Origin of the sequence: Paracoccus denitrificans, assembly GCF_900100045.1 — a bacterium.
Lineage (GTDB): Bacteria > Pseudomonadota > Alphaproteobacteria > Rhodobacterales > Rhodobacteraceae > Paracoccus > Paracoccus denitrificans.
This window is the reverse complement of the sequence record NZ_FNEA01000003.1, coordinates 108,650-125,633: the sequence shown is the minus strand read 5'-3', so window position 1 is coordinate 125,633 and position 16,984 is coordinate 108,650. Positions and strand designations below refer to the sequence as shown.

Below are 16,984 nucleotides of genomic sequence, written 5' to 3'. Positions count from 1 at the left end.
CAGAGCCAGTCGACATAGACAGTGTGAGCAAAAGCCGTCTGAGCGGCCTCGCACTCCGGTTCGTCAGGCCTTATCACCCGCCAGGATCACGACCGCATTAGCTCCAGCTTTCCGATCCACCGCAATTTGTGCGTATTCTGGAGAACTTTCGAAACGGATGGCCTCATCCCATGAGGGGAATTCCAGAACCACAATTTTATCGAATGGCCAATCACCTTCGAGGACGGTGACGGCTTCGTGCGCGGTCACGAGGCGGCCATTGAACTTGCCGAAAACCTCTGCGAACGCGGCTTGATACCTCCGATAGCGCTCGATATCCGTAAACTTCAGTTGTGCAAGGATGAATACCGACATGTGTTCTTCTTTAGCTTCGCCATATGCATTTGAACCCCAGACTTCGGGAACGCTATAGGATATGTCAGCGGGCGCGAATGACAATTTCTCAAGGCGCACTGAGATACAATCATTCGACATACCCCTCCGGTAAGGAGGACCTTGAGAAAAGACTTTTTTGTTCAGAGCGGGCTCTGCGTATCACGTGCGGGAAGATCTGCCACAGAGGGGAGCTTCGGATATTGAGGCGTAACTTAAAAAATATCTCAACTTAAACAGGAGAACTAGGGATGTCTCCGGAGCAAGTCATCGACACAATCAAGAATTCACTTCACGGCGCAGGGGCCGTCTGCGCGCTGTTCCTCAGCGGCAGCTACGCGTCTGGATTTCAGGATGATCTCAGCGATCTCGACTTTGTACTCGTTACTCACGACGGAGCTACCGATGCAGTTGCCGCTCTCTGGAAAAAGGCCATAGTTGGGGTAGGCCCACTCGTTCTTTGGCGAGACCGCCAGGTGCGACCATCCCTGATAAATGCGATTACCGAAAGCTGGCTGCGGATCGACGCTGTGATCCTCCGGCCAGATCAGCTAGCATTACAAAGCAGGGACAAGCTGCGGGTTCTATTCGACAAAGAAGACCTGTATGAGGGAATGCAAGACCATTCAGACACCATGGCGTGCAAGAAGCGGCGAGTAATTTATCAATTCGAGGAGTTCCTTCGAATTCTCGGCCTGCTCAGTGTTGCAATCGGCCGGCAGGACTATATCAACGGTGTCACCGGCGTCTTCCATCTTCGGAATCTGCTCATCGAGCTGATGATCGAGGAGACTGGGCCTCCTCACCGGGGTGGTGCCCTGCATCTGGATCGGCTTCTGACCCCGGAACAGAAGGTCGCAATAACTTCCCTGCCCGTTCCCGAACCCACACGTGACGCGGTGATTCAGGCTCACCTGAGTTACGCCCAAGCGTATTTGCCGCGTGCACGCCAGCTAGCGGAAGAGTGGGGCTTGGCATGGCCTGAGCAGTTTGAAGCTGCAACCCGGGCAAGGCTTCGGGACACCCTTTCGATAGATGTTCCGGCGTCCAATCAATAGCTTTGGTAGTGCTATTCCTTACTAGGCGAAGCCGATGAGATGTCGCTGTCGCTCGTGCTGCAATGGGTTCTCTAGGCGGCCTGACAAACCTTCATGAGCAATCATTATGGGAGGAATGAATCAAGCTGTAAGTCTTAATGGTCTCCATATTTTCAACCTTAGTACAGAAATCGATTGCGAGCTTTCGAGACAAATCGAGCCGGATTGAAAGGATCGAGCCGGATTGAAAGGACTACATGATGGGAATGCTGGTCGATGGCATATGGCGCGATGAAGATCGAACGATTTGGGACGGAACGTACGTCCGTCCGCCTTCGCATTACGGCGGGCCGTTGGAAGCCGAAGCGATCGTTGCCATCGCCGCCGCACCCGACCGCTTCCACTTGATCGCGTCATTGAGCTGCCCGTGGTCGCATCGGGCAACGATGACACGCGCCCTGAAGGGGCTGGAGGATGTCCTCGCACTCCATATCGCGGGTGGGCCACGCACTGAAGGATACCGGGTCGGCACGCCCGATAGACCGTGGACCGTCCCCGGCGACGGAAGCAAGATTGTGCATCTGCACGAACTCTATTCCCTTACCGATCCCGCCTACACTGGGAGGGTTACGGTGCCTGTACTCTGGGATGCATATGAAGGACGGATTCTGTCCAACGAATCCGTCCAAATCCTTCGCGGCCTCGACCGGGTCGAAGCGAATGAGAACAGCCTAGAGTGGACGCTACTCCCGATGGACTTGGTGGATGCGATAGATGATATCGCACAGCGCGTGCAGGTTGGCGTATCCAACGCGGTCTACCGGGCCGGCAAAGCACGTCGGCAGGACGCCTATCACGATGCAGTCGAGGAGGTGTTTGCGACGCTCGAGTTCCTTGACGAGCGGCTCTCACAGGCACGCTACCTCCATGGCAACATGTTGACCGAGACGGACCTGAGGCTATGGCCGACACTAGCCCGCTTCGACGCTGTCTATCATGGGCACTTTAAATGCGCGCGTCGGCGGTTGATCGACTATCCAAATCTCTGGGGCTATGCGCGCGATATTATGACGTGGAAAGGCGTCGCGGCGACCTTTGACGAGGCCGTGATCCGGGCAGCCTACTACGGAGAAGACCGCGACCTGAACCCCTTCGGGATCGTGGCAATGGCACCGGCGATCGACTGGACGGCACCGCACGACCGCGGGCGTCTTGGCCCAGCGACGGTTGCCGCAAGAGATGGGCGCCAAACCGAGGTCAACCCTACGACACTCCATGCTATCGAGGCTTCCGCCTGTCCACAAAGTCCTAATTCGAAGGCGCGGCTTCGCACCGATACCAGCTAGGAGAGCACGCGCTCAACATTCAGCATCTGGGTCTGGTCAGCAAAGCAATGCCCGGGCTCCGTAGCTATGCGTTAAATGCTCAAAAGCCTAGGAACCGCAAAGGTGTTGGCCAGGCACCACTCGAAATCTAGGGAGCTCACAATACGATGTGGAAACCTCCTCCACCCCACCCCGCCTGACGATTCCGAATAGACAAGGCCCTTTAATTCAAGAGCAACTAATCTCGCGTTGCTCCCGAAGCACCCGCCCCCAAATCGCGTTGGAACAACCCTGATATACAAGCTGCGATCAACATGAGGACCGAAGCCAAGAGCCCCCCAGAAAGTCCGCCGGAGTAGTCAGTTATTATGCCTGTGGCGACCGGGCCAAGCATTTGTCCGATCCCGAAGGCAACAGTAAGTGCTCCGATCGCCGGAGCCCAACGGCCGGCGGGCAGATTACGGCGGACAAAAACGGTCGTCGAGGCAACCACGGCAAAGAAGGCCGCCCCGAAGATCACAGCGGATAGAAACAAAGCGTTGCTCCCGCCCGACGCGAGCGGCAGAGCTGCGCCGAGGGCGGTAAACCCGATCAATGCTACGAAGGCGTGGCCATGTTGCAACCGCTTCAAGAGTCTCGCCCAGATCCAGGGCGAAGCCATAGCGGCGGCACCGATTGCCGCCCAGAAAGCCGCCTGAAACCCAGCCCCACCACCACCGTCCCGCACCCACGCGATCATGAAGGTCATATAGGCAATGTAGCCGGCGCCAAAGAGCAGATAACCGCCCAGAAGCGGTAGCATTTTCAAAGCGAAAGGCTGGTGATCCACGCGATCCTTCTCGGATTCTGGTGTTGAGATCTCAGCCACTTTGCTGCGCATCACAGAGACGCTGAACACAAGTGACAGCCCGGCCAATGCCACCCAAGCAATCCGCCATGAGCCCGCGCCAAATAAAGCGAGAACAGTCGGGACCGTGATTCCGGACAGAAAGATACCCAAGCCTGGTCCAGCATAGAACAGACCAAGGTAGAGCGCGCCGTGTTCTGGGTTACGTTGTGCAATATGGGCGGCGAGAACTCCGCCCGAGACAAAAGCAAGTCCGCCCCCCACCCCCGCGAACCCACGTGCGGCGTTCAAGGTAACCGACTGTTGGGCGAGCGCGCAGAGTACCAACGCGAAAATACAGGCCCAGACACCGATCACCATGACACGGAACGCCCCAGCCATTGCAATCGCACGGGTGCAAAGCAGCGCGCCAAGTAGGTACCCTGCGGCATTGCTGGTATTCATCCAGCCGGCCTCCGCATAAGACCAACCGAGATCTGCCCGCATATCGGGCAGAACCAGAGCGTAGGCGAAACGCGCGATGCCGAGCCCCACTGCTGGAGCCAAGGCCAGCATTACAACTGTCCAGACATCGCGCCGCAAAACTTGGAGGTGCGCACTGCGTCGTGATGTTTGGTTAGCGAGCATTTCCAACCCCTGAGTCTATTTTGTAGACTCAGGCTATCAACCTAGGTTCAAATTGCAAACTGAGATACGCTATTTCGATGACCAACGAGAGACATAACGCCAGCGCCCAACTGCACGCACCGGTTCCGCTTGCCGAATGCGCGCTCGCACGTGCCATCCGCACAATTGGAGACGGATGGACACTTCTGATCTTGCGAGAGGCTCTTTGCGGCGTCGAACGCTTCGATGCGATGCGTGACGATCTGGGCATTCCGCGTTCGGTTCTTTCCCAGCGATTGAAACAGCTGACCAGCGAAGGGCTCCTGCAGCGCAAACCCTATAGCCTGCCCGGCCAACGCCCCCGTGACGGATATGTACTGACAGAGAGGGGCCGCGCACTCATTCCGGCCCTGGCTGCCCTGCGCGAATGGGCAGAAACACATCTGCCAGGAGGTCCTTCAAGATTGCGCCTCCAGGACAGCGACGGCCAGAAGGTGTTAACCCACCTAATCAGGGAAGACGGAGAACCTGTCGAAGATATCGCAGCAATCGTCGCTGTTGCCGTCCCCCCAGATACCAACCCGGCATGACATCGCCTCATACGCTTGCAGGAGCGGCGATCACCTTTCCCGGCACACTCACTGGCAACTGACCGGTTAGGAGCCAGGCCGAGGCCAGCGGCCAGAGCGTTTGCTCGAACCGGCTGTGGAAAAACGCGAAATGTCCAACCTTATCCTCCCCAATGTCTTCGGGTGCGATCTTAAGATGGGTGCGTTCGGCGCCAGTGTAGTAGCACAGCAGACGGCCGATAGCCGCGTCGGTGCCGTAAGGGTCGTCAGTGAGCCCGACGGCAAGCAAACTGGCACATGTCGCACCATGCATTTGAGCCAGATCCGCCCTGTCGAGATCGGTGTCGACACTGGCCTCGAAACGTGGCCCCATGCGGCTCCAGTCCCTGACCACGCCGCGTGGCACATTCTCAAGCCAGCCAAGGCGTTGGCCCGGGAAAAAGCCAAAGAGACCGGTAAGAGCGGGCATGATTACATGCCATTTTAGCACCATGGAAAGCCGTTGACGGCGAGCGTAGTCCCGCCAATAGGCGAATTGCGCACCGACCGTAAAGATCCGCTCAAGGTGCGCGGCGGAAGGCGCGAGACCAAGGGCGAAGCCGCCGATGGAGTGCCCCACCGCCATAAATATCCGGTGTGGCCAGCGCCGCATGGCGTAGGAGAGCACCGCCTCAGCATCAAGCAGGCCCCAGTCAACCCAGCCTGCATCAAGCTGCCGTATCGGCGTGGAGCGTGACTCGCCAATCCCACGATAGTCGAAGGTTAGGACACTCGTGCCTTGCCGAGCTAACCAGGCGGCGAAGCGGGCATAGTATCGCGCTCGGACTGCGGTCGCGGCATGAATGATCACGACGGGTCCCTGCCCCGCTCCGTGCCAGATAGAGCCCCGGATCGGGTATCCGTCCTCGGCCGCCGCGGTGAAGGTCTCGTCTGGGTACATCTGGCACTCCCCTTGTATTCGGCTGATCGAACAGTTCGCCATGTGTAGAGGCAAGCATCCAGAAGGATTTGCGCCGAGCCAAATGAGCATTCTTCCCGCGATGCTGAGGGCAACTCAGTTGCCTTATGACGCGATTTGACGCCCTTTCCCCGAAGGAGGAACCTACAATGTCGCATCCCTCACCCGTATCCCTTGCCCCCGTTATCCGGCTGGAAGATCTTCATCTCGTTTCACAGGAACACGGCAGCCGGTTTTCAGCCCTGATGGCACCGATCGCTGCACCGCTCGGAGCGACCCATTTAGGAGCACGGTTGGTGGAAGTTCCGCCCGGCAAGACAGCTTGGCCCTATCATAGCCATCATGCAAATGACGAAATGTTCGTGATCCTCTCCGGCTCGGGCGAGTTGCGTTATGGTGCGGGCGAACGCCACAAATTGGCCGAAGGTATGGTTGCGGTTTGCCCGGCAGGCGGGGCTGAAAGCGCGCATCAGATCATTGCCATCGGCTCCTCGCCACTGCGCTATCTTGCCATCAGCACGATGCGCGAACCCGACGTGCTAGAGTATCCAGACAGCGGCAAGATCACAGTCTTTGCCGGTGCCGCAGCTGGCGGGGAGAAAACTCTGCGCCGGGTAGCCGCGTCGTTCCGGCAGGGAGATGCGGTTGATTACTGGGAAGGTGAGGACACATGAACCCCATCGAATTCTGGTTCGACTTCTCCTCGGGTTATGCCTTCTTTGCCGCGCAGGAGATCGACGCTCTTTCGTCTCGAGTAGGGCGAGCGGTGCTGTGGCGTCCGTACATGCTGGGTACGGCATATAAGGTTACCGGCGCACGCGGCTTGTCTTCAACACCACTCAAGCGCGACTATGCGCGCCGCGACTGGGCCCGCATCGCCGAGCCGCGCGGACTGAGCTTTCACCTGCCACCCGAGCATCCGCGCGTGGCATTGGCCGCCACCCGCGCCTTCTACTGGATCGAAACGCAGAACCCCGACGCCGCTTCAGGGTTCGCGAAGCGGATCTTTGAAGGTTATTTTAGCGAAGGCCTCGACACTTCATCGCCAGAGGCCGTTGCAGCATTTGCCCTTGAATTCGGATGTAAACCTGAGGATTTACTGGCCGGGATCATGGATCCCGTCATCAAGGCCCGAACGACAGAACTTGCCGAGGACGCGGTGGCGCGGGGTGTCTTCGGTTCACCCTTCTTTCTGGTCGATGGCGAACCGTTTTGGGGCTGGGACCGTATGGGGATGATGGAAGACTGGATCGGAGCCGCAGGATGCCAGCCTCTCTTCTCATCCGCACGCTTAAGCCGAACGATGCGCCGCGGCTGGCCGAGTTGATCAATGGCTATCGCGACGCCCTGTCCGAGCGCCGACCGTTGGCTGTCATGACAGACTCAGTAGCTCTGGAAATGATCACGAAGGCCACAGGGGATCGCATTATTCTGCTGGGTGCTGAAACCGACGGCCGGCTGGCCGGATTTGCCCATGCCTTCGATCTGCCTGAGATCGTATCAGGCAGTCGGGCGGGCCAGCTTGACGACCTTTTCGTCAGCCCAGATGCGCGGGGTGCAGGCGTGGCCCGGGCGCTGATCACCCGGCTCGCCGAAATCGGTGCCTACAGAGACTGGGCACATTTGCGCTGGCTGGTACCGCAGGGCAATAGCCCTGCCCGACAACTCTATCTCAGAATCGCCGAACAAGCCCCCTGGGACAGCTTTCGCATGGAACTGCCCGCGAAGCCCACTCAGACAAACCCGATCTGATAACGTTTGAGCGGCAGAGGATCCGCCAAAGCGTCATAGAGACTCCGAGCCGCAAGATTGTCTTCGTCTGTTTCCCATTCCAGCCGGGACCAACCCTGCGTTCGCCCTTCCTCCGCAAGATGGGTGACCACGGCCCGCCCCAACCCTTCGCGCCGTGCGCCGCTGGTGATCCACAGGTCCTCCAGCACACCGACTGGACGCGACGAAAATGTGTGTTGGCGCAAGACGACATGGGCAAGCCCGGCAGGATGGCCACGCAACAGGATCAGCCACCCTGCGAGTGGCACGTCAGGTGTCAATAGTCGCTGCCAGATCGTGGGGATGGCCGTGACCGCCGCGTCACCGGCATTGAAATACGCCAGGTTCTCGCGCCAAAGTGCAACCCAGTCATCGTGATCGATGCTGCCAATAGGTCTGATCTCAATTTCCTGCACCGCGGCATCCCCCTACTGAACCAGGTGCTTGGAATCTAACGACCGTGAAGATGAAAGGCAGCCGAAATTTGATCCCCTAGGGTTGAGATAATCGCAGTTGCAGCCGGCCACAGACAGAGATTTTCCTTACAGTCACAGATAGCTTGATCTCCAAATTGGCGAACGAAGAATGTGCATAACCGTTAACATCGAAGATCCCAAAACACCCGATGTGCGTGACCTTCTCGGAGCCGGGATAGACTTCATGCAATCGTTGTATCCAGGAAAACGAAAGGACGGACTTTCCGCAGCGCCACCGGACGTGTCTGACTCGCCCCTTTTTGTAGCGCGTAGTCGAGAAGCCGCATTGGGATGCTGCGCGCTAGTACTGCATCGCGGCTTCGCTGAGATCAAACGAATGTATGTGGTTCCTTCGGCACGGGGACGTGGCATCGCTTCGCATCTGTTGCAGGCGCTAGAAAGCGTCGCAAAAGAAGAAGGTAACTTGCTGTTAAAGCTGGAGACTGGCACCCGACTGACCGACGCGCACAGGCTATACGCACGGCACGGCTTTGTCCGCTGCGGGGTGTTCGGCGGCCATTCCGCTTTGCCAGAAAGTCTTTTCATGGAAAAACACCTTACCCAAGCATGAAACGTACTGGATTCAGATACGGCGCAATTCATGTCCTTCGTTCGTCAGATCTGAGTCCTGTCCCGGCTTTCCTTGGCGGCATCGACCATCCAGCGGCTCAAGTTGCGCACGCGGCGATCGCGTGCCAGTGCCTCCGGATAGACAAGGTAATACCCGCCGCCGGTTTGCGCCTGATGGATGAAGATCTGCGTTAGCCGCCCGGCACTGACATCGAATGCCGCGATTTCCACCCCGGCAAGTGCGACCCCTGCCCCATCCATCGCCGCACGAAGTGCCAGACCTGCAGAATCGACCATCATCACCGAGGCGGGTCGAATTGGGCCACCTGGGAGCGTGGCGTTCCAACGGGCGTAATTCTCCTTTCGATACTGCGACAAAAACAGTGTCATTCCTGCGATGCTGGCACGCATTTCATCGGGATCACAAGCCGCCAAGGACGGGGTCCCGAAAAGGCTTACCGATTCCTCAAAAAGAAGATCAGCCTGCAGCCCATCCCATCGCCCTTGCCCATGGCGCACCGCAGCATCGGCAACCCCGGCGGAGAGGTCCACTGCCTCTTGCGTTGTTGAGATCAATAGATCGAACCCGGTACGCTCAAACGGATAGCGCGTGAGACGTGGAGAAAACCAATGCGCTGCGAAAGTCGGCAGCATGGAAAGCCTTAGAGGTCCGGTACTTCGGTCTTGGCGAAGACCGCCCACGGCGTCGATAATCCGGGAGAATCCCTCGCTCAGATCTGGCGCAAGCCGTGCTCCGGCTTCGGTCAATTCCAACGCGGGACCAACACGACGCATGAGGGTGAGACCCAACGCATCCTCCAGCCCTCGCAGTTGGTGACTAACTGCCGAGGGGGTCACACCGAGTTCCAGCGCCGCATCCTTGATAGAGAGATGGCGCGCGGCGGCCTCAAAGGCGCGCAAAGCGTTGAGCGGCACATTTAGCCGATAGTTTGATAGCTTATCCATTATTGGTCCTCACTCGTGTCAGTCTCCCCGAATTCGGGGGCGATGCGAACGACCCTTTCTCACTCCGGACTGAAAACTGCTCACTCGCCAGCGACCCGACAGAGGCGGACACTCTGAGTGACAGCCCGAAAAAGGAAGACCTTGCATGTCGTCTGAAACCACGTTCGCGTCTCTTTCCCCTGGAACCCAAACGAGTGAAGCGTGTCCCGTCTGGTTCGATGGGTCTCTGGTTCCATCGCGACAGGCAAATGTGCACATCCTGACCCATTCGCTGCACATGGCTGGCGCAGTATTCGAAGGCATCAGGGCCTATGACGGTCGGGTATTCCTCGCCGAAGAGCATTTTCGGCGTTTTGAACGCTCCGCTGAAATCCTCGGCTACACGTTGCCCTGGAGCCTGGATGAGCTTATCGCGGCAACCGAAGCCGTCCTCTGGGCGGGTGGATTGCTGGATGCCTATATCCGTCCCGTTGCCTGGCGCGGTAGCGAAAGCGTCTCGGTCTCCGGACAGGGGTGCCGGATCCATACCGCCATCGCGGCCTGGGACTGGCCAGTGGAGAGCGCCCTTGGGGATGGGACCGGCGGATTGCGCCTGGTTCTGTCGGATTGGCGGCGCCCCGCGCCCGATACGGCGCCGACCGCCTCGAAATGCTCGGGGCTCTACATGACCGGAACCTTGTCGCGGGCCGCAGCCGCCCGTAGCGGACATGACGATGCCCTCATGCTGGATATGGCAGGCCATGTCGCCGAAACCACGGTGACGAACATCGTCCTCGTCCGGAACAGAAGGCTTCTGTCTCCCCTTCCCACATGCTTTCTCGACAGCCTGACCAAGCGCCATGTCTTCGACCTTGCGCGGGACCTTGGCCTGTCGGTTCATGAAGGAACCGTCAGCCTCAACGATCTGGACGCAGCCGACGAGGTCTTCGTCACGGGCACGTCGGTCGAACTTCGCCCCGTGGTCTCGCTCGACCGCCCCGGCAAGCACAGCACATGGCCTTTGGGGCCAATCACCACGGCCCTGCGCGAGGCGTTCCGCGCCTCGACCCGGGCTCACGCGTAGTGCCAGACCAGCAACAGGCCGAGGCAGACGATCGCGGCGCGCAGGAGTTGCGGCTTCACCCGGCGTGCCAGCCGGCCACCGATGACACCACCTGCCGTCGCCCCCAGGAAGACCAGGGCAGCCGGCCCCCAGGCAACCGCGCTGCCAAAGGCGAAGATCAGGACGGCGATACTGGTCGCGAGCGTCGCCAAGGCATTCTTGACCACGTTCAGCCGCTTCAGATCGTCGCCCCCCGTCACGGTCAGCAGCGCCAGCAGCAGCACCCCCAGCCCCGCCCCAAAGTAGCCACCATAAAGGGCCACGACCCCCTCGGCGCACGCGGCGCTGACTGGCCCGATCGACACCCCGCGGCGGGCGAACCAGCGGTTGAGCATGGGCCCTGCCGCGAACAGCAGCGTCGCGAAGAGCAGCAGCCAGGGGACCAACTGCCGGAACAGCGCATCTCCCGACACCAGCAACAGCCCGGCCCCCGCCGCCGAGGCCAGCGCAAACACCGCGACGCGTCCGGGCCGCGCGATCAGTTCCTGCCGCAGCACTGCGCCTTCGCCAATCAGGCTGGCCGCATGGCCGGGCCAGATCGCCACTGCGCTGGTCGCGCCCGCCGTCACCGGCGGCAGCCCCACGGCCAGCAGCGCCGGGAAGGTAAAAAACGTGCCCCCGCCCGCGATCGCATTGCACAGCCCGCCGAGCATCCCCGCGCCCGCGAGCAGCGCCATTGTCGTCATAGCCATCCGGTCCTCCGCTCCGCCTCCGCGCGATCCTGACGGAGGGGCTGGAAAAATGTGTCGCCCCGGTGCCAGATGATACCCCGGAGGTGCCAACATGCAGCGCGATGAGATCGGAGGATTTGCCGAGGATGGAAGTCCGGTGATCGGCAGGATCACGAGCTTCACACCCGGCACCATGCCCGAGGCGCATGCGCATTGGCGCGGGCAGCTCGCCTGGTGCCCGGACCGGCCGGTGACGGTCGAGACAGGACGCAGGCTGCATCTTCTCTCTCCCGGTATGGCGATCTGGCTTCCACCGACGCACCGCCACCGCATCCGGGCTGAGGGCGCGCGGAAATCGGTCAACCTCTACACCCGGCCCGCCGCGGCACCGCTGCCCAAGGACCCCACGCCTTTCCCTCTCGAGGCGCTGGAAGCCGAACTTCTCCGCGCCCTGGCAGGATCCAGCCGCGCCGACCGGCAAGAGCCCGCTTTCGCCCGGCTGACGGCCGTGCTGTGGGACCGGCTTGCCCGCCCCACCCCTGCGCCCACTCTGCCCCTGCCCACAGACCCGCGCCTGCGTCGGATCGCGCTGGCACATCTCGATGGGGCCGACCAATCGCTCGACTACTGGGCTGGGGCACTGGCGCTGTCGCGGCGCAGCCTGCAACGGCTCGTTCGTCGCGACACCGGGCAAAACTGGGCCACCTGGATGCGCGACCTTCGGTTGACACGCTCCATTGCCCCGTTGATGGCCGGCAAAAGCGTGCAGCATGCGGCCCATACCGCCGGCTACGCCACAGCGAGCGGCTTCGTGGCCGCCTTTCAGGCCGCCCACGGGATCACGCCTGGTCAGTTGCAGCGTCGGATGGAGATCTAGGGTCATCCCACGCGCCGCTCCGTCAGCAGTCGCAGTGCGAACCCGATCAAGACACTGCCGGTAACCCCGTCGAGGAGGCGAGGCAGGCGGGGGCCGTTCAGGGCATTCTGAAACGGCACTGTCGCAGCAGTCAGCGCTGCAAAGAAAATCAGCCCCATCGACGCGTGTATCCCCGCGAGCAGGACGCTGAACGGCACCACCGGAACGCCCAAGGGCAGAAACTGCGGCAGGAAGCTGATATAGAAGACACCGACCTTGGGGTTAAGAAGGTTGGTCATCACCCCGCGCAGGAACCAATTCGGGGCGGAAGGCGCCATGACCCTCGGCAACCCCGGCTCTCGCGCACAGAGCGCCCCCCGCAACATCCCGATACCCAGCCAGATCAGGTAGACCGCGCCGGCAAGCTGAAGGCAACGGTAAGCCAGGTCCGATACGGCCAACACAGCACCGAGCCCCAAAGCCGCAATCAATCCCCATGCCAGCACCCCGGTCACCACCCCTGCCCCCGCCAGCATCGCCCGGCGCGGCCCCTCGACCGCCGCCGTCCGCAGAACAAGGGCTGTATCGATCCCCGGTGTGATCGTCAGCAAAGCCGCGGCAATGGAAAAGCTCATCAATGCAGTCGCAACGTCCATGGCTACTCTCCGATCTCGTCCAGAAAATCTGCCAGAAGCCCCTGACCTTCGGGCCAGGCGCCGAGGTTTGACGCCTCATTCAAATGGCCCCTTGGGCCAAGACGGCGCGGCCAGGCGCCTTGCCTGGCAGCCCAGGCTATCGCACTCGCCGTCGGATCATAGGGATCGTTCTCACTTGCGACGGCCAACACCGGCCGCTCACCAAACCCCGTGGCAGGTAACGCTCCGAATGCCTTTGCCTGCGCTGGGAAAGCCGGCCCACTCGGGTCCGGCACGGCGACAAGAAATGCCGCGGCGATCGCCCGGGACGACGCCGCACGCCAATGGGCAAAGAGCAGGCACCCGAGCGAATGGCATACCAGCACCGGCGGATAAGGTGCCGCGGCGACCGCCCGGTCCAGGGCGGCGAACCAGTCAGCGAGGTCGGGCTCATCCCAGGAATTTGGCTCTATCCGGAGGGTGTTCGGATAGAGAGTTTCCCAATGGCTCTGCCAATGCTCAGGGCCGGATCCCCCGATGCCCGGCACCATAACGAAACGACGGCTCATGCGACTCTCCTGATGTTCACCCTTCTGGAGTGTCCCTTGCCGAACGCATAACGGGAATGGCAATTCATCGGCGTTTGTGACAAAATTCCGATGAATTAACGGAATCTGTGGTGGAACATGCCGATCAGTGAGCTCGACCGCCTTGACATCGCAATCCTCGAAGCGCTTCAGGAAAACGCCCGCACCCCGCTATCGGAGGTCGGCCGACGTGTCGGGCTTTCGCAGCCGGCGACATCGGAGCGGGTGAAGCGCCTTGAGGATCGCGGAATACTCGCCGGCTATACAGCGCGTCTGGACGCCGCCGCGCTCGGTCTCGGGATGATGGCCATCATTCGGCTCAAAACCACGCATGAGCACATCAAGCCAGCCTTGAAAGCCTTTGCCGAGATGCCGCATGTCATCGAGGTCCACCGTTTGACCGGCGAAGACTGCTTCCTGCTCAAAGTCCTCGTGCCGACGCCCGGCCAACTGGAGACCATCGTCGACACCATCGCCCGGTTCGGCGCGGTCACGACCTCTCTGGTGCTACGCTCGGAACCCGTAAAACCACTTGGAAAGGCGCTACTCGGCTGACAACTCCACGCGCGATACCGGAGCAAACCATGCCCATCGATATCTGGCTGATCTACGTCGCAACCGTGCTCGCACTGATGAGTACGCCTGGCCCGAGCCAGATGCTGATGCTGTCGAACAGCGCCATCAATGGCTTGCCGCGGGCCTGGCTCACCGCTGCGGGAGATTTGACAGCGAACCTGATTCAGATGCTCGCCGCCGGCCTGGGGCTGGCGACTGTCATCGCCACCTCCGCCGAGGCCCTGACCGTCGTAAAATGGGCCGGCGCCCTCTATCTCCTGTGGATCGGCCTGCGTACGCTTCGGCGATCCATGAAGCCCATATCGCACTCCGCTTCTCGACGGGCCTCCCTGCGGACCCTTTGGCTGCAAGGCTTCGTGACTTCGGCGGCCAACCCCAAGGCCGTGGTCTTCTTCGCAGCGCTGTTTCCCCAGTTCATTGATCCGGAGTTGCCGTTCTGGCCGCAGTTTCTGGTTCTGTCGGCCACCTATATCGCAATCGACGGAGCGTTCCTGACCGGATACGGGGCTGGCGCGCATTGGCTCTCCCAACGGCTGAAGGGTGAGGCCCGTCGTTGGCTGGACCGGATCGGAGGCAGCTGCATGATCCTGGCAGCGGTACTCCTGGGGATGAAGAACGCCGCCAGCCGCTAAGGTCGCTGCTCCTCTCGGACGGAAATTCAACGCCGGGTGAGACATTCTCACTACGCATGATACGAGAGGTTTTTCATGATGATCAGGCGTTGCATGAGAAGGCGCTGAAGCAAGCAAGCAGCCAGCCCCCCGCTTCCGAACGCAGGTTTCGGCTGCAGGTTCGGAGGTGGCTTCATGATTGAGATGCGTCAACTACACCAATTGATCGCTATCGCCGAGTTTCGGAGCCTGCGCGCCGCCGCCGAAGCTCTGGATGTGCAACAGTCGACGCTAAGCCGCACCGTCCGCGCCATCGAGGATGAGCTCGGCGCGATACTTCTGGAGAGGCGCCATAGCGGCGTCGAACTCACTGAGGCCGGCCAGGCTTTCCTTCGCGAAGCCAAATCGGCGATCGAACTGCTCGAACGTGCGCAGCGACATGCCAGGCTTGCAGGTCGAGGAAAAACCGGAAGTCTCACGATCGGAATTCAGACCTCCTTGGGCACCGGCTTCCTCAAGGAACTACTCAGGCGATACGCGACCGCCCATCCCCAGGTTCTGCTCAGCGCAGTCGACGGCGCAACGAGAGAGCATGTCAGGCTCGTCGCGGCGGGCTCTCTGGACATCGCCTTCGTGACCGATTGCGAGATCCCGGCGAACTGTGATCACGCACAGCTGTGGCAGGAAGAAGTCTTCGTTGTCACCTCGAAGACCCATGCACTGTCCGGCATGCCCGCTGTCAGTTGGTCTTCGATGCGGCATGAGCGGATCCTCGTAACCGTCGCCGCGCCAGGTCCCGAGGTCGAAGCCTTTATTCGCGGCGTTCTGGCGGTCGAAGATGATTGCGGCTTCAAGGTCGATCGGATCGATGCGACCCAGGAGATGCTTCTGGATCTGGTCGCCCTGAACCAGGGCATTACGGTCGCCGTCTCCTCCTGGCAGCGACCAAATGATCGGGAACTTTCCTATCTTCCCGTGAACGAGCCCAGAAACAGCGTGACTTTCAATGCAATCTGGAATCGAGCGAACGGCAATCCGGCGCTCCGGCGGCTCATAACTGCCGCACATATCTGCGCCGGACGGCACCGCCGCGGCACGTCCGACTGGCTGTCAGCGCAACACTCCATCGGTCAGGACGGCATGTTGGGCCAACAAGTTACCATACCCTCCAAAGGGTCCTCGCGCGATGGATAGTATCAAGCGTCGCCGTACCGCAGAAGCTCTGAGCGCCTATGCCGCAGGACGCTACTCAGCGGCGGAAACCGTCTGCGTGCGCACACTCATGGACTACCCTAACGACCCGGACCTGCTTCACCTGCTCGGGGTCGCACGGCTCGCTCATGGTAGCATCACCGCGGCGATCGAGGCCCTCGAGGCCGCGTGCGTACATGCACCGGTACCCTCGCCGGAAGCTTACAACAATCTCGGCATAGCTCTGCGTAAGGGGCAGCGGCCTGAAGACGCAATTGCAGCCTTCAGGAAGGCCATCGAAACACGGCCCGGATATGCGGAAGCGATGTACAATTTGGCTGTCACCTCAATGGATCTGGCGGATTTTTCTACAGCAGCCGACCTTCTCGCCGAAGTCACCGCTGTCAGTCCCGCAGATGCGCGGGCGCATTTCTCTTTGGCAGACGCTTTGATCGCCTTAAACGATCTTGACGCGGCAGCGCTGTCATTGCATCGCTACCTTCGCCTCGCCCCCGGAGACGAGCACGGCGCTGAACTGCTTCTTGCATTCATTGGCAAGGGGCCAGTTCCAGCTAGCGCATCCCCCGCCTTTCTGCGTGACCTCTACCGGCGAAAGGCGAAGAATTGGGACCTGGTCCCGGGCTATTTCGCGCATCGTCACGTCCTGGATGCCGTTCTCCGCCACGCGTCCCCGCCCTTCTTCTCGGCCCTCGATGCCGGATGTGGCACAGGTCTCTCCGGCGCCGGCTTCCGCGCGATGACCCAGCACATGGTGGGGGTCGACGTCTCACCGGACATGCTTGAGGGCACCCGCGCGAAGGGCATCTATGACCTTCTGAACGAGGATGATCTGCTTTCTTTTCTGACCCGGCATCCAGACCGATTTGACCTGATCGTCTCGGCGGCGGCACTCATCCATTTTGGAGACCTGAGCCCCGTCTTCGAAGCAGTGTGGCTGGCCCTTCGTTCGGAAGGAACATTCGCTTTCACCACCTATTCATATGACGGTTCCGACCCAACCGCCTTTGGTGCGTCGAGCTATCGGGAACTCGCAAAGGCGGGATGTTTCGCGCATGGCAGCGCCTACCTGGCTGACCTATCCAAAACCTGCGGTTTCGAGATCTGCGAAGTCAGCGAGATCATCCATGAGCAAAGCTCCACGCAGAACATCCCGGGTTTCGTCGCGGTGCTGCGCAAGAGGAACGGCGTCGAAGGCCCCCTAATCAACAGCCCCTTGCCGGGCCATTGATCTGAGCAAT

Annotated in this window: 21 protein-coding genes; 13 read left to right on the top strand and 8 right to left on the bottom strand. The window is 60.6% G+C overall.

Features of this window, described 5'->3' with window-relative positions:
- Nucleotides 1-63 precede the first annotated feature (63 nt).
- The gene (locus tag BLT64_RS03080; protein WP_011747770.1) at nt 64-354 is read right to left on the bottom strand and encodes a DUF1330 domain-containing protein; all 291 of its coding nucleotides are present in this window, start codon (nt 352-354) and stop codon (nt 64-66) included.
- Nucleotides 355-623: 269 nt separating this feature from the next.
- On the opposite strand from BLT64_RS03080, the gene BLT64_RS03075 reads away from it, so the two are divergent.
- On the top strand, nt 624-1,430 hold the full coding sequence (locus tag BLT64_RS03075; RefSeq protein ID WP_011747771.1) for a hypothetical protein: 807 nt from the start codon (nt 624-626) through the stop codon (nt 1,428-1,430).
- Nucleotides 1,431-1,666: 236 nt separating this feature from the next.
- On the top strand, nt 1,667-2,755 hold the full coding sequence (locus tag BLT64_RS03070) for a glutathione S-transferase family protein (RefSeq protein ID WP_011747772.1): 1,089 nt from the start codon (nt 1,667-1,669) through the stop codon (nt 2,753-2,755).
- Between the two features lie 217 nt (nt 2,756-2,972).
- Here the strand turns inward: BLT64_RS03070 and BLT64_RS03065 are convergent, their stop codons facing one another.
- Nucleotides 2,973-4,136 (bottom strand): YbfB/YjiJ family MFS transporter, encoded by a 1,164-nt coding sequence (locus tag BLT64_RS03065; RefSeq protein ID WP_198140512.1) that lies wholly within the window; start codon nt 4,134-4,136, stop codon nt 2,973-2,975.
- A 149-nt stretch (nt 4,137-4,285) separates the two neighbouring features.
- Here BLT64_RS03065 and BLT64_RS03060 point away from each other — a divergent pair, with 149 nt between their 5' ends.
- Nucleotides 4,286-4,777: a winged helix-turn-helix transcriptional regulator gene (locus tag BLT64_RS03060; RefSeq protein ID WP_011747774.1), complete on the top strand. Its 492-nt coding sequence runs from the start codon at nt 4,286-4,288 to the stop codon at nt 4,775-4,777.
- Between the two features lie 7 nt (nt 4,778-4,784).
- Here the strand turns inward: BLT64_RS03060 and BLT64_RS03055 are convergent, their stop codons facing one another.
- On the bottom strand, nt 4,785-5,696 hold the full coding sequence (locus BLT64_RS03055; protein ID WP_011747775.1) for an alpha/beta hydrolase family protein: 912 nt from the start codon (nt 5,694-5,696) through the stop codon (nt 4,785-4,787).
- Between the two features lie 167 nt (nt 5,697-5,863).
- Here BLT64_RS03055 and BLT64_RS03050 point away from each other — a divergent pair, with 167 nt between their 5' ends.
- Genes BLT64_RS03050 through BLT64_RS03040 form a run of 3 tightly spaced genes read left to right on the top strand, consistent with a single transcriptional unit; the run spans nt 5,864 to nt 7,466 of the window.
- On the top strand, nt 5,864-6,388 hold the full coding sequence (locus BLT64_RS03050) for a cupin domain-containing protein (RefSeq protein WP_011747776.1): 525 nt from the start codon (nt 5,864-5,866) through the stop codon (nt 6,386-6,388).
- Complete coding sequence (locus BLT64_RS03045; RefSeq protein ID WP_011747777.1) at nt 6,385-7,041, top strand: 2-hydroxychromene-2-carboxylate isomerase; 657 nt, start codon at nt 6,385-6,387, stop codon at nt 7,039-7,041. Before BLT64_RS03050 ends, BLT64_RS03045 begins: the two co-directional genes overlap by 4 nt.
- On the top strand, nt 6,978-7,466 hold the full coding sequence (locus tag BLT64_RS03040; RefSeq protein ID WP_041529850.1) for a GNAT family N-acetyltransferase: 489 nt from the start codon (nt 6,978-6,980) through the stop codon (nt 7,464-7,466). Before BLT64_RS03045 ends, BLT64_RS03040 begins: the two co-directional genes overlap by 64 nt.
- On the opposite strand, the gene BLT64_RS03035 is transcribed toward BLT64_RS03040, so the two are convergent.
- Nucleotides 7,448-7,900 carry a GNAT family N-acetyltransferase gene (locus tag BLT64_RS03035; protein ID WP_011747779.1) on the bottom strand — a complete coding sequence of 151 codons (453 nt, stop codon included), beginning with the start codon at nt 7,898-7,900 and terminating at the stop codon, nt 7,448-7,450. The genes BLT64_RS03040 and BLT64_RS03035 overlap by 19 nt on opposite strands.
- Nucleotides 7,901-8,069: 169 nt before the next feature.
- On the opposite strand from BLT64_RS03035, the gene BLT64_RS03030 reads away from it, so the two are divergent.
- Nucleotides 8,070-8,531 (top strand): GNAT family N-acetyltransferase, encoded by a 462-nt coding sequence (locus BLT64_RS03030; protein ID WP_074810319.1) that lies wholly within the window; start codon nt 8,070-8,072, stop codon nt 8,529-8,531.
- A 44-nt stretch (nt 8,532-8,575) separates the two neighbouring features.
- On the opposite strand, the gene BLT64_RS03025 is transcribed toward BLT64_RS03030, so the two are convergent.
- Nucleotides 8,576-9,496: a LysR substrate-binding domain-containing protein gene (locus BLT64_RS03025; RefSeq protein WP_011747781.1), complete on the bottom strand. Its 921-nt coding sequence runs from the start codon at nt 9,494-9,496 to the stop codon at nt 8,576-8,578.
- A gap of 145 nt (nt 9,497-9,641) precedes the next feature.
- Between BLT64_RS03025 and BLT64_RS03020 the strand changes: the two genes are divergently transcribed.
- Complete coding sequence (locus BLT64_RS03020) at nt 9,642-10,559, top strand: aminotransferase class IV (RefSeq protein ID WP_011747782.1); 918 nt, start codon at nt 9,642-9,644, stop codon at nt 10,557-10,559.
- Here the strand turns inward: BLT64_RS03020 and BLT64_RS03015 are convergent.
- Complete coding sequence (locus BLT64_RS03015; protein ID WP_011747783.1) at nt 10,550-11,290, bottom strand: sulfite exporter TauE/SafE family protein; 741 nt, start codon at nt 11,288-11,290, stop codon at nt 10,550-10,552. The two genes, BLT64_RS03020 and BLT64_RS03015, sit on opposite strands and share 10 nt — an antisense overlap.
- A gap of 91 nt (nt 11,291-11,381) precedes the next feature.
- On the opposite strand from BLT64_RS03015, the gene BLT64_RS03010 reads away from it, so the two are divergent.
- Nucleotides 11,382-12,146, top strand: coding sequence for an AraC family transcriptional regulator (locus BLT64_RS03010; protein WP_041529852.1), 765 nt, complete (start codon nt 11,382-11,384; stop codon nt 12,144-12,146).
- A gap of 2 nt (nt 12,147-12,148) precedes the next feature.
- Here BLT64_RS03010 and BLT64_RS03005 read toward each other — a convergent pair whose 3' ends face one another.
- Both BLT64_RS03005 and BLT64_RS03000 read right to left on the bottom strand, forming a co-directional pair.
- Entirely contained in the window at nt 12,149-12,781 is a 633-nt protein-coding gene (locus BLT64_RS03005; RefSeq protein WP_011747785.1) for a LysE family translocator, read from the bottom strand.
- A 2-nt stretch (nt 12,782-12,783) separates the two neighbouring features.
- A complete protein-coding gene (locus BLT64_RS03000; protein ID WP_011747786.1) occupies nt 12,784-13,329 on the bottom strand; it encodes an RBBP9/YdeN family alpha/beta hydrolase in 546 nt (181 codons plus the stop codon).
- Between the two features lie 117 nt (nt 13,330-13,446).
- Between BLT64_RS03000 and BLT64_RS02995 the strand changes: the two genes are divergently transcribed.
- The 4 genes from BLT64_RS02995 (at nt 13,447) to BLT64_RS02980 (ending at nt 16,974) form a co-directional block, all read left to right on the top strand.
- On the top strand, nt 13,447-13,902 hold the full coding sequence (locus tag BLT64_RS02995; protein ID WP_011747787.1) for an Lrp/AsnC family transcriptional regulator: 456 nt from the start codon (nt 13,447-13,449) through the stop codon (nt 13,900-13,902).
- A 29-nt stretch (nt 13,903-13,931) separates the two neighbouring features.
- A complete protein-coding gene (locus tag BLT64_RS02990; protein ID WP_011747788.1) occupies nt 13,932-14,555 on the top strand; it encodes a LysE family translocator in 624 nt (207 codons plus the stop codon).
- Between the two features lie 174 nt (nt 14,556-14,729).
- On the top strand, nt 14,730-15,728 hold the full coding sequence (locus BLT64_RS02985; RefSeq protein WP_011747789.1) for a LysR family transcriptional regulator: 999 nt from the start codon (nt 14,730-14,732) through the stop codon (nt 15,726-15,728).
- Nucleotides 15,721-16,974, top strand: coding sequence for a tetratricopeptide repeat protein (locus BLT64_RS02980; RefSeq protein WP_011747790.1), 1,254 nt, complete (start codon nt 15,721-15,723; stop codon nt 16,972-16,974). The genes BLT64_RS02985 and BLT64_RS02980 overlap by 8 nt, the downstream gene beginning before the upstream one ends.
- Nucleotides 16,975-16,984: the final 10 nt, after the last annotated feature.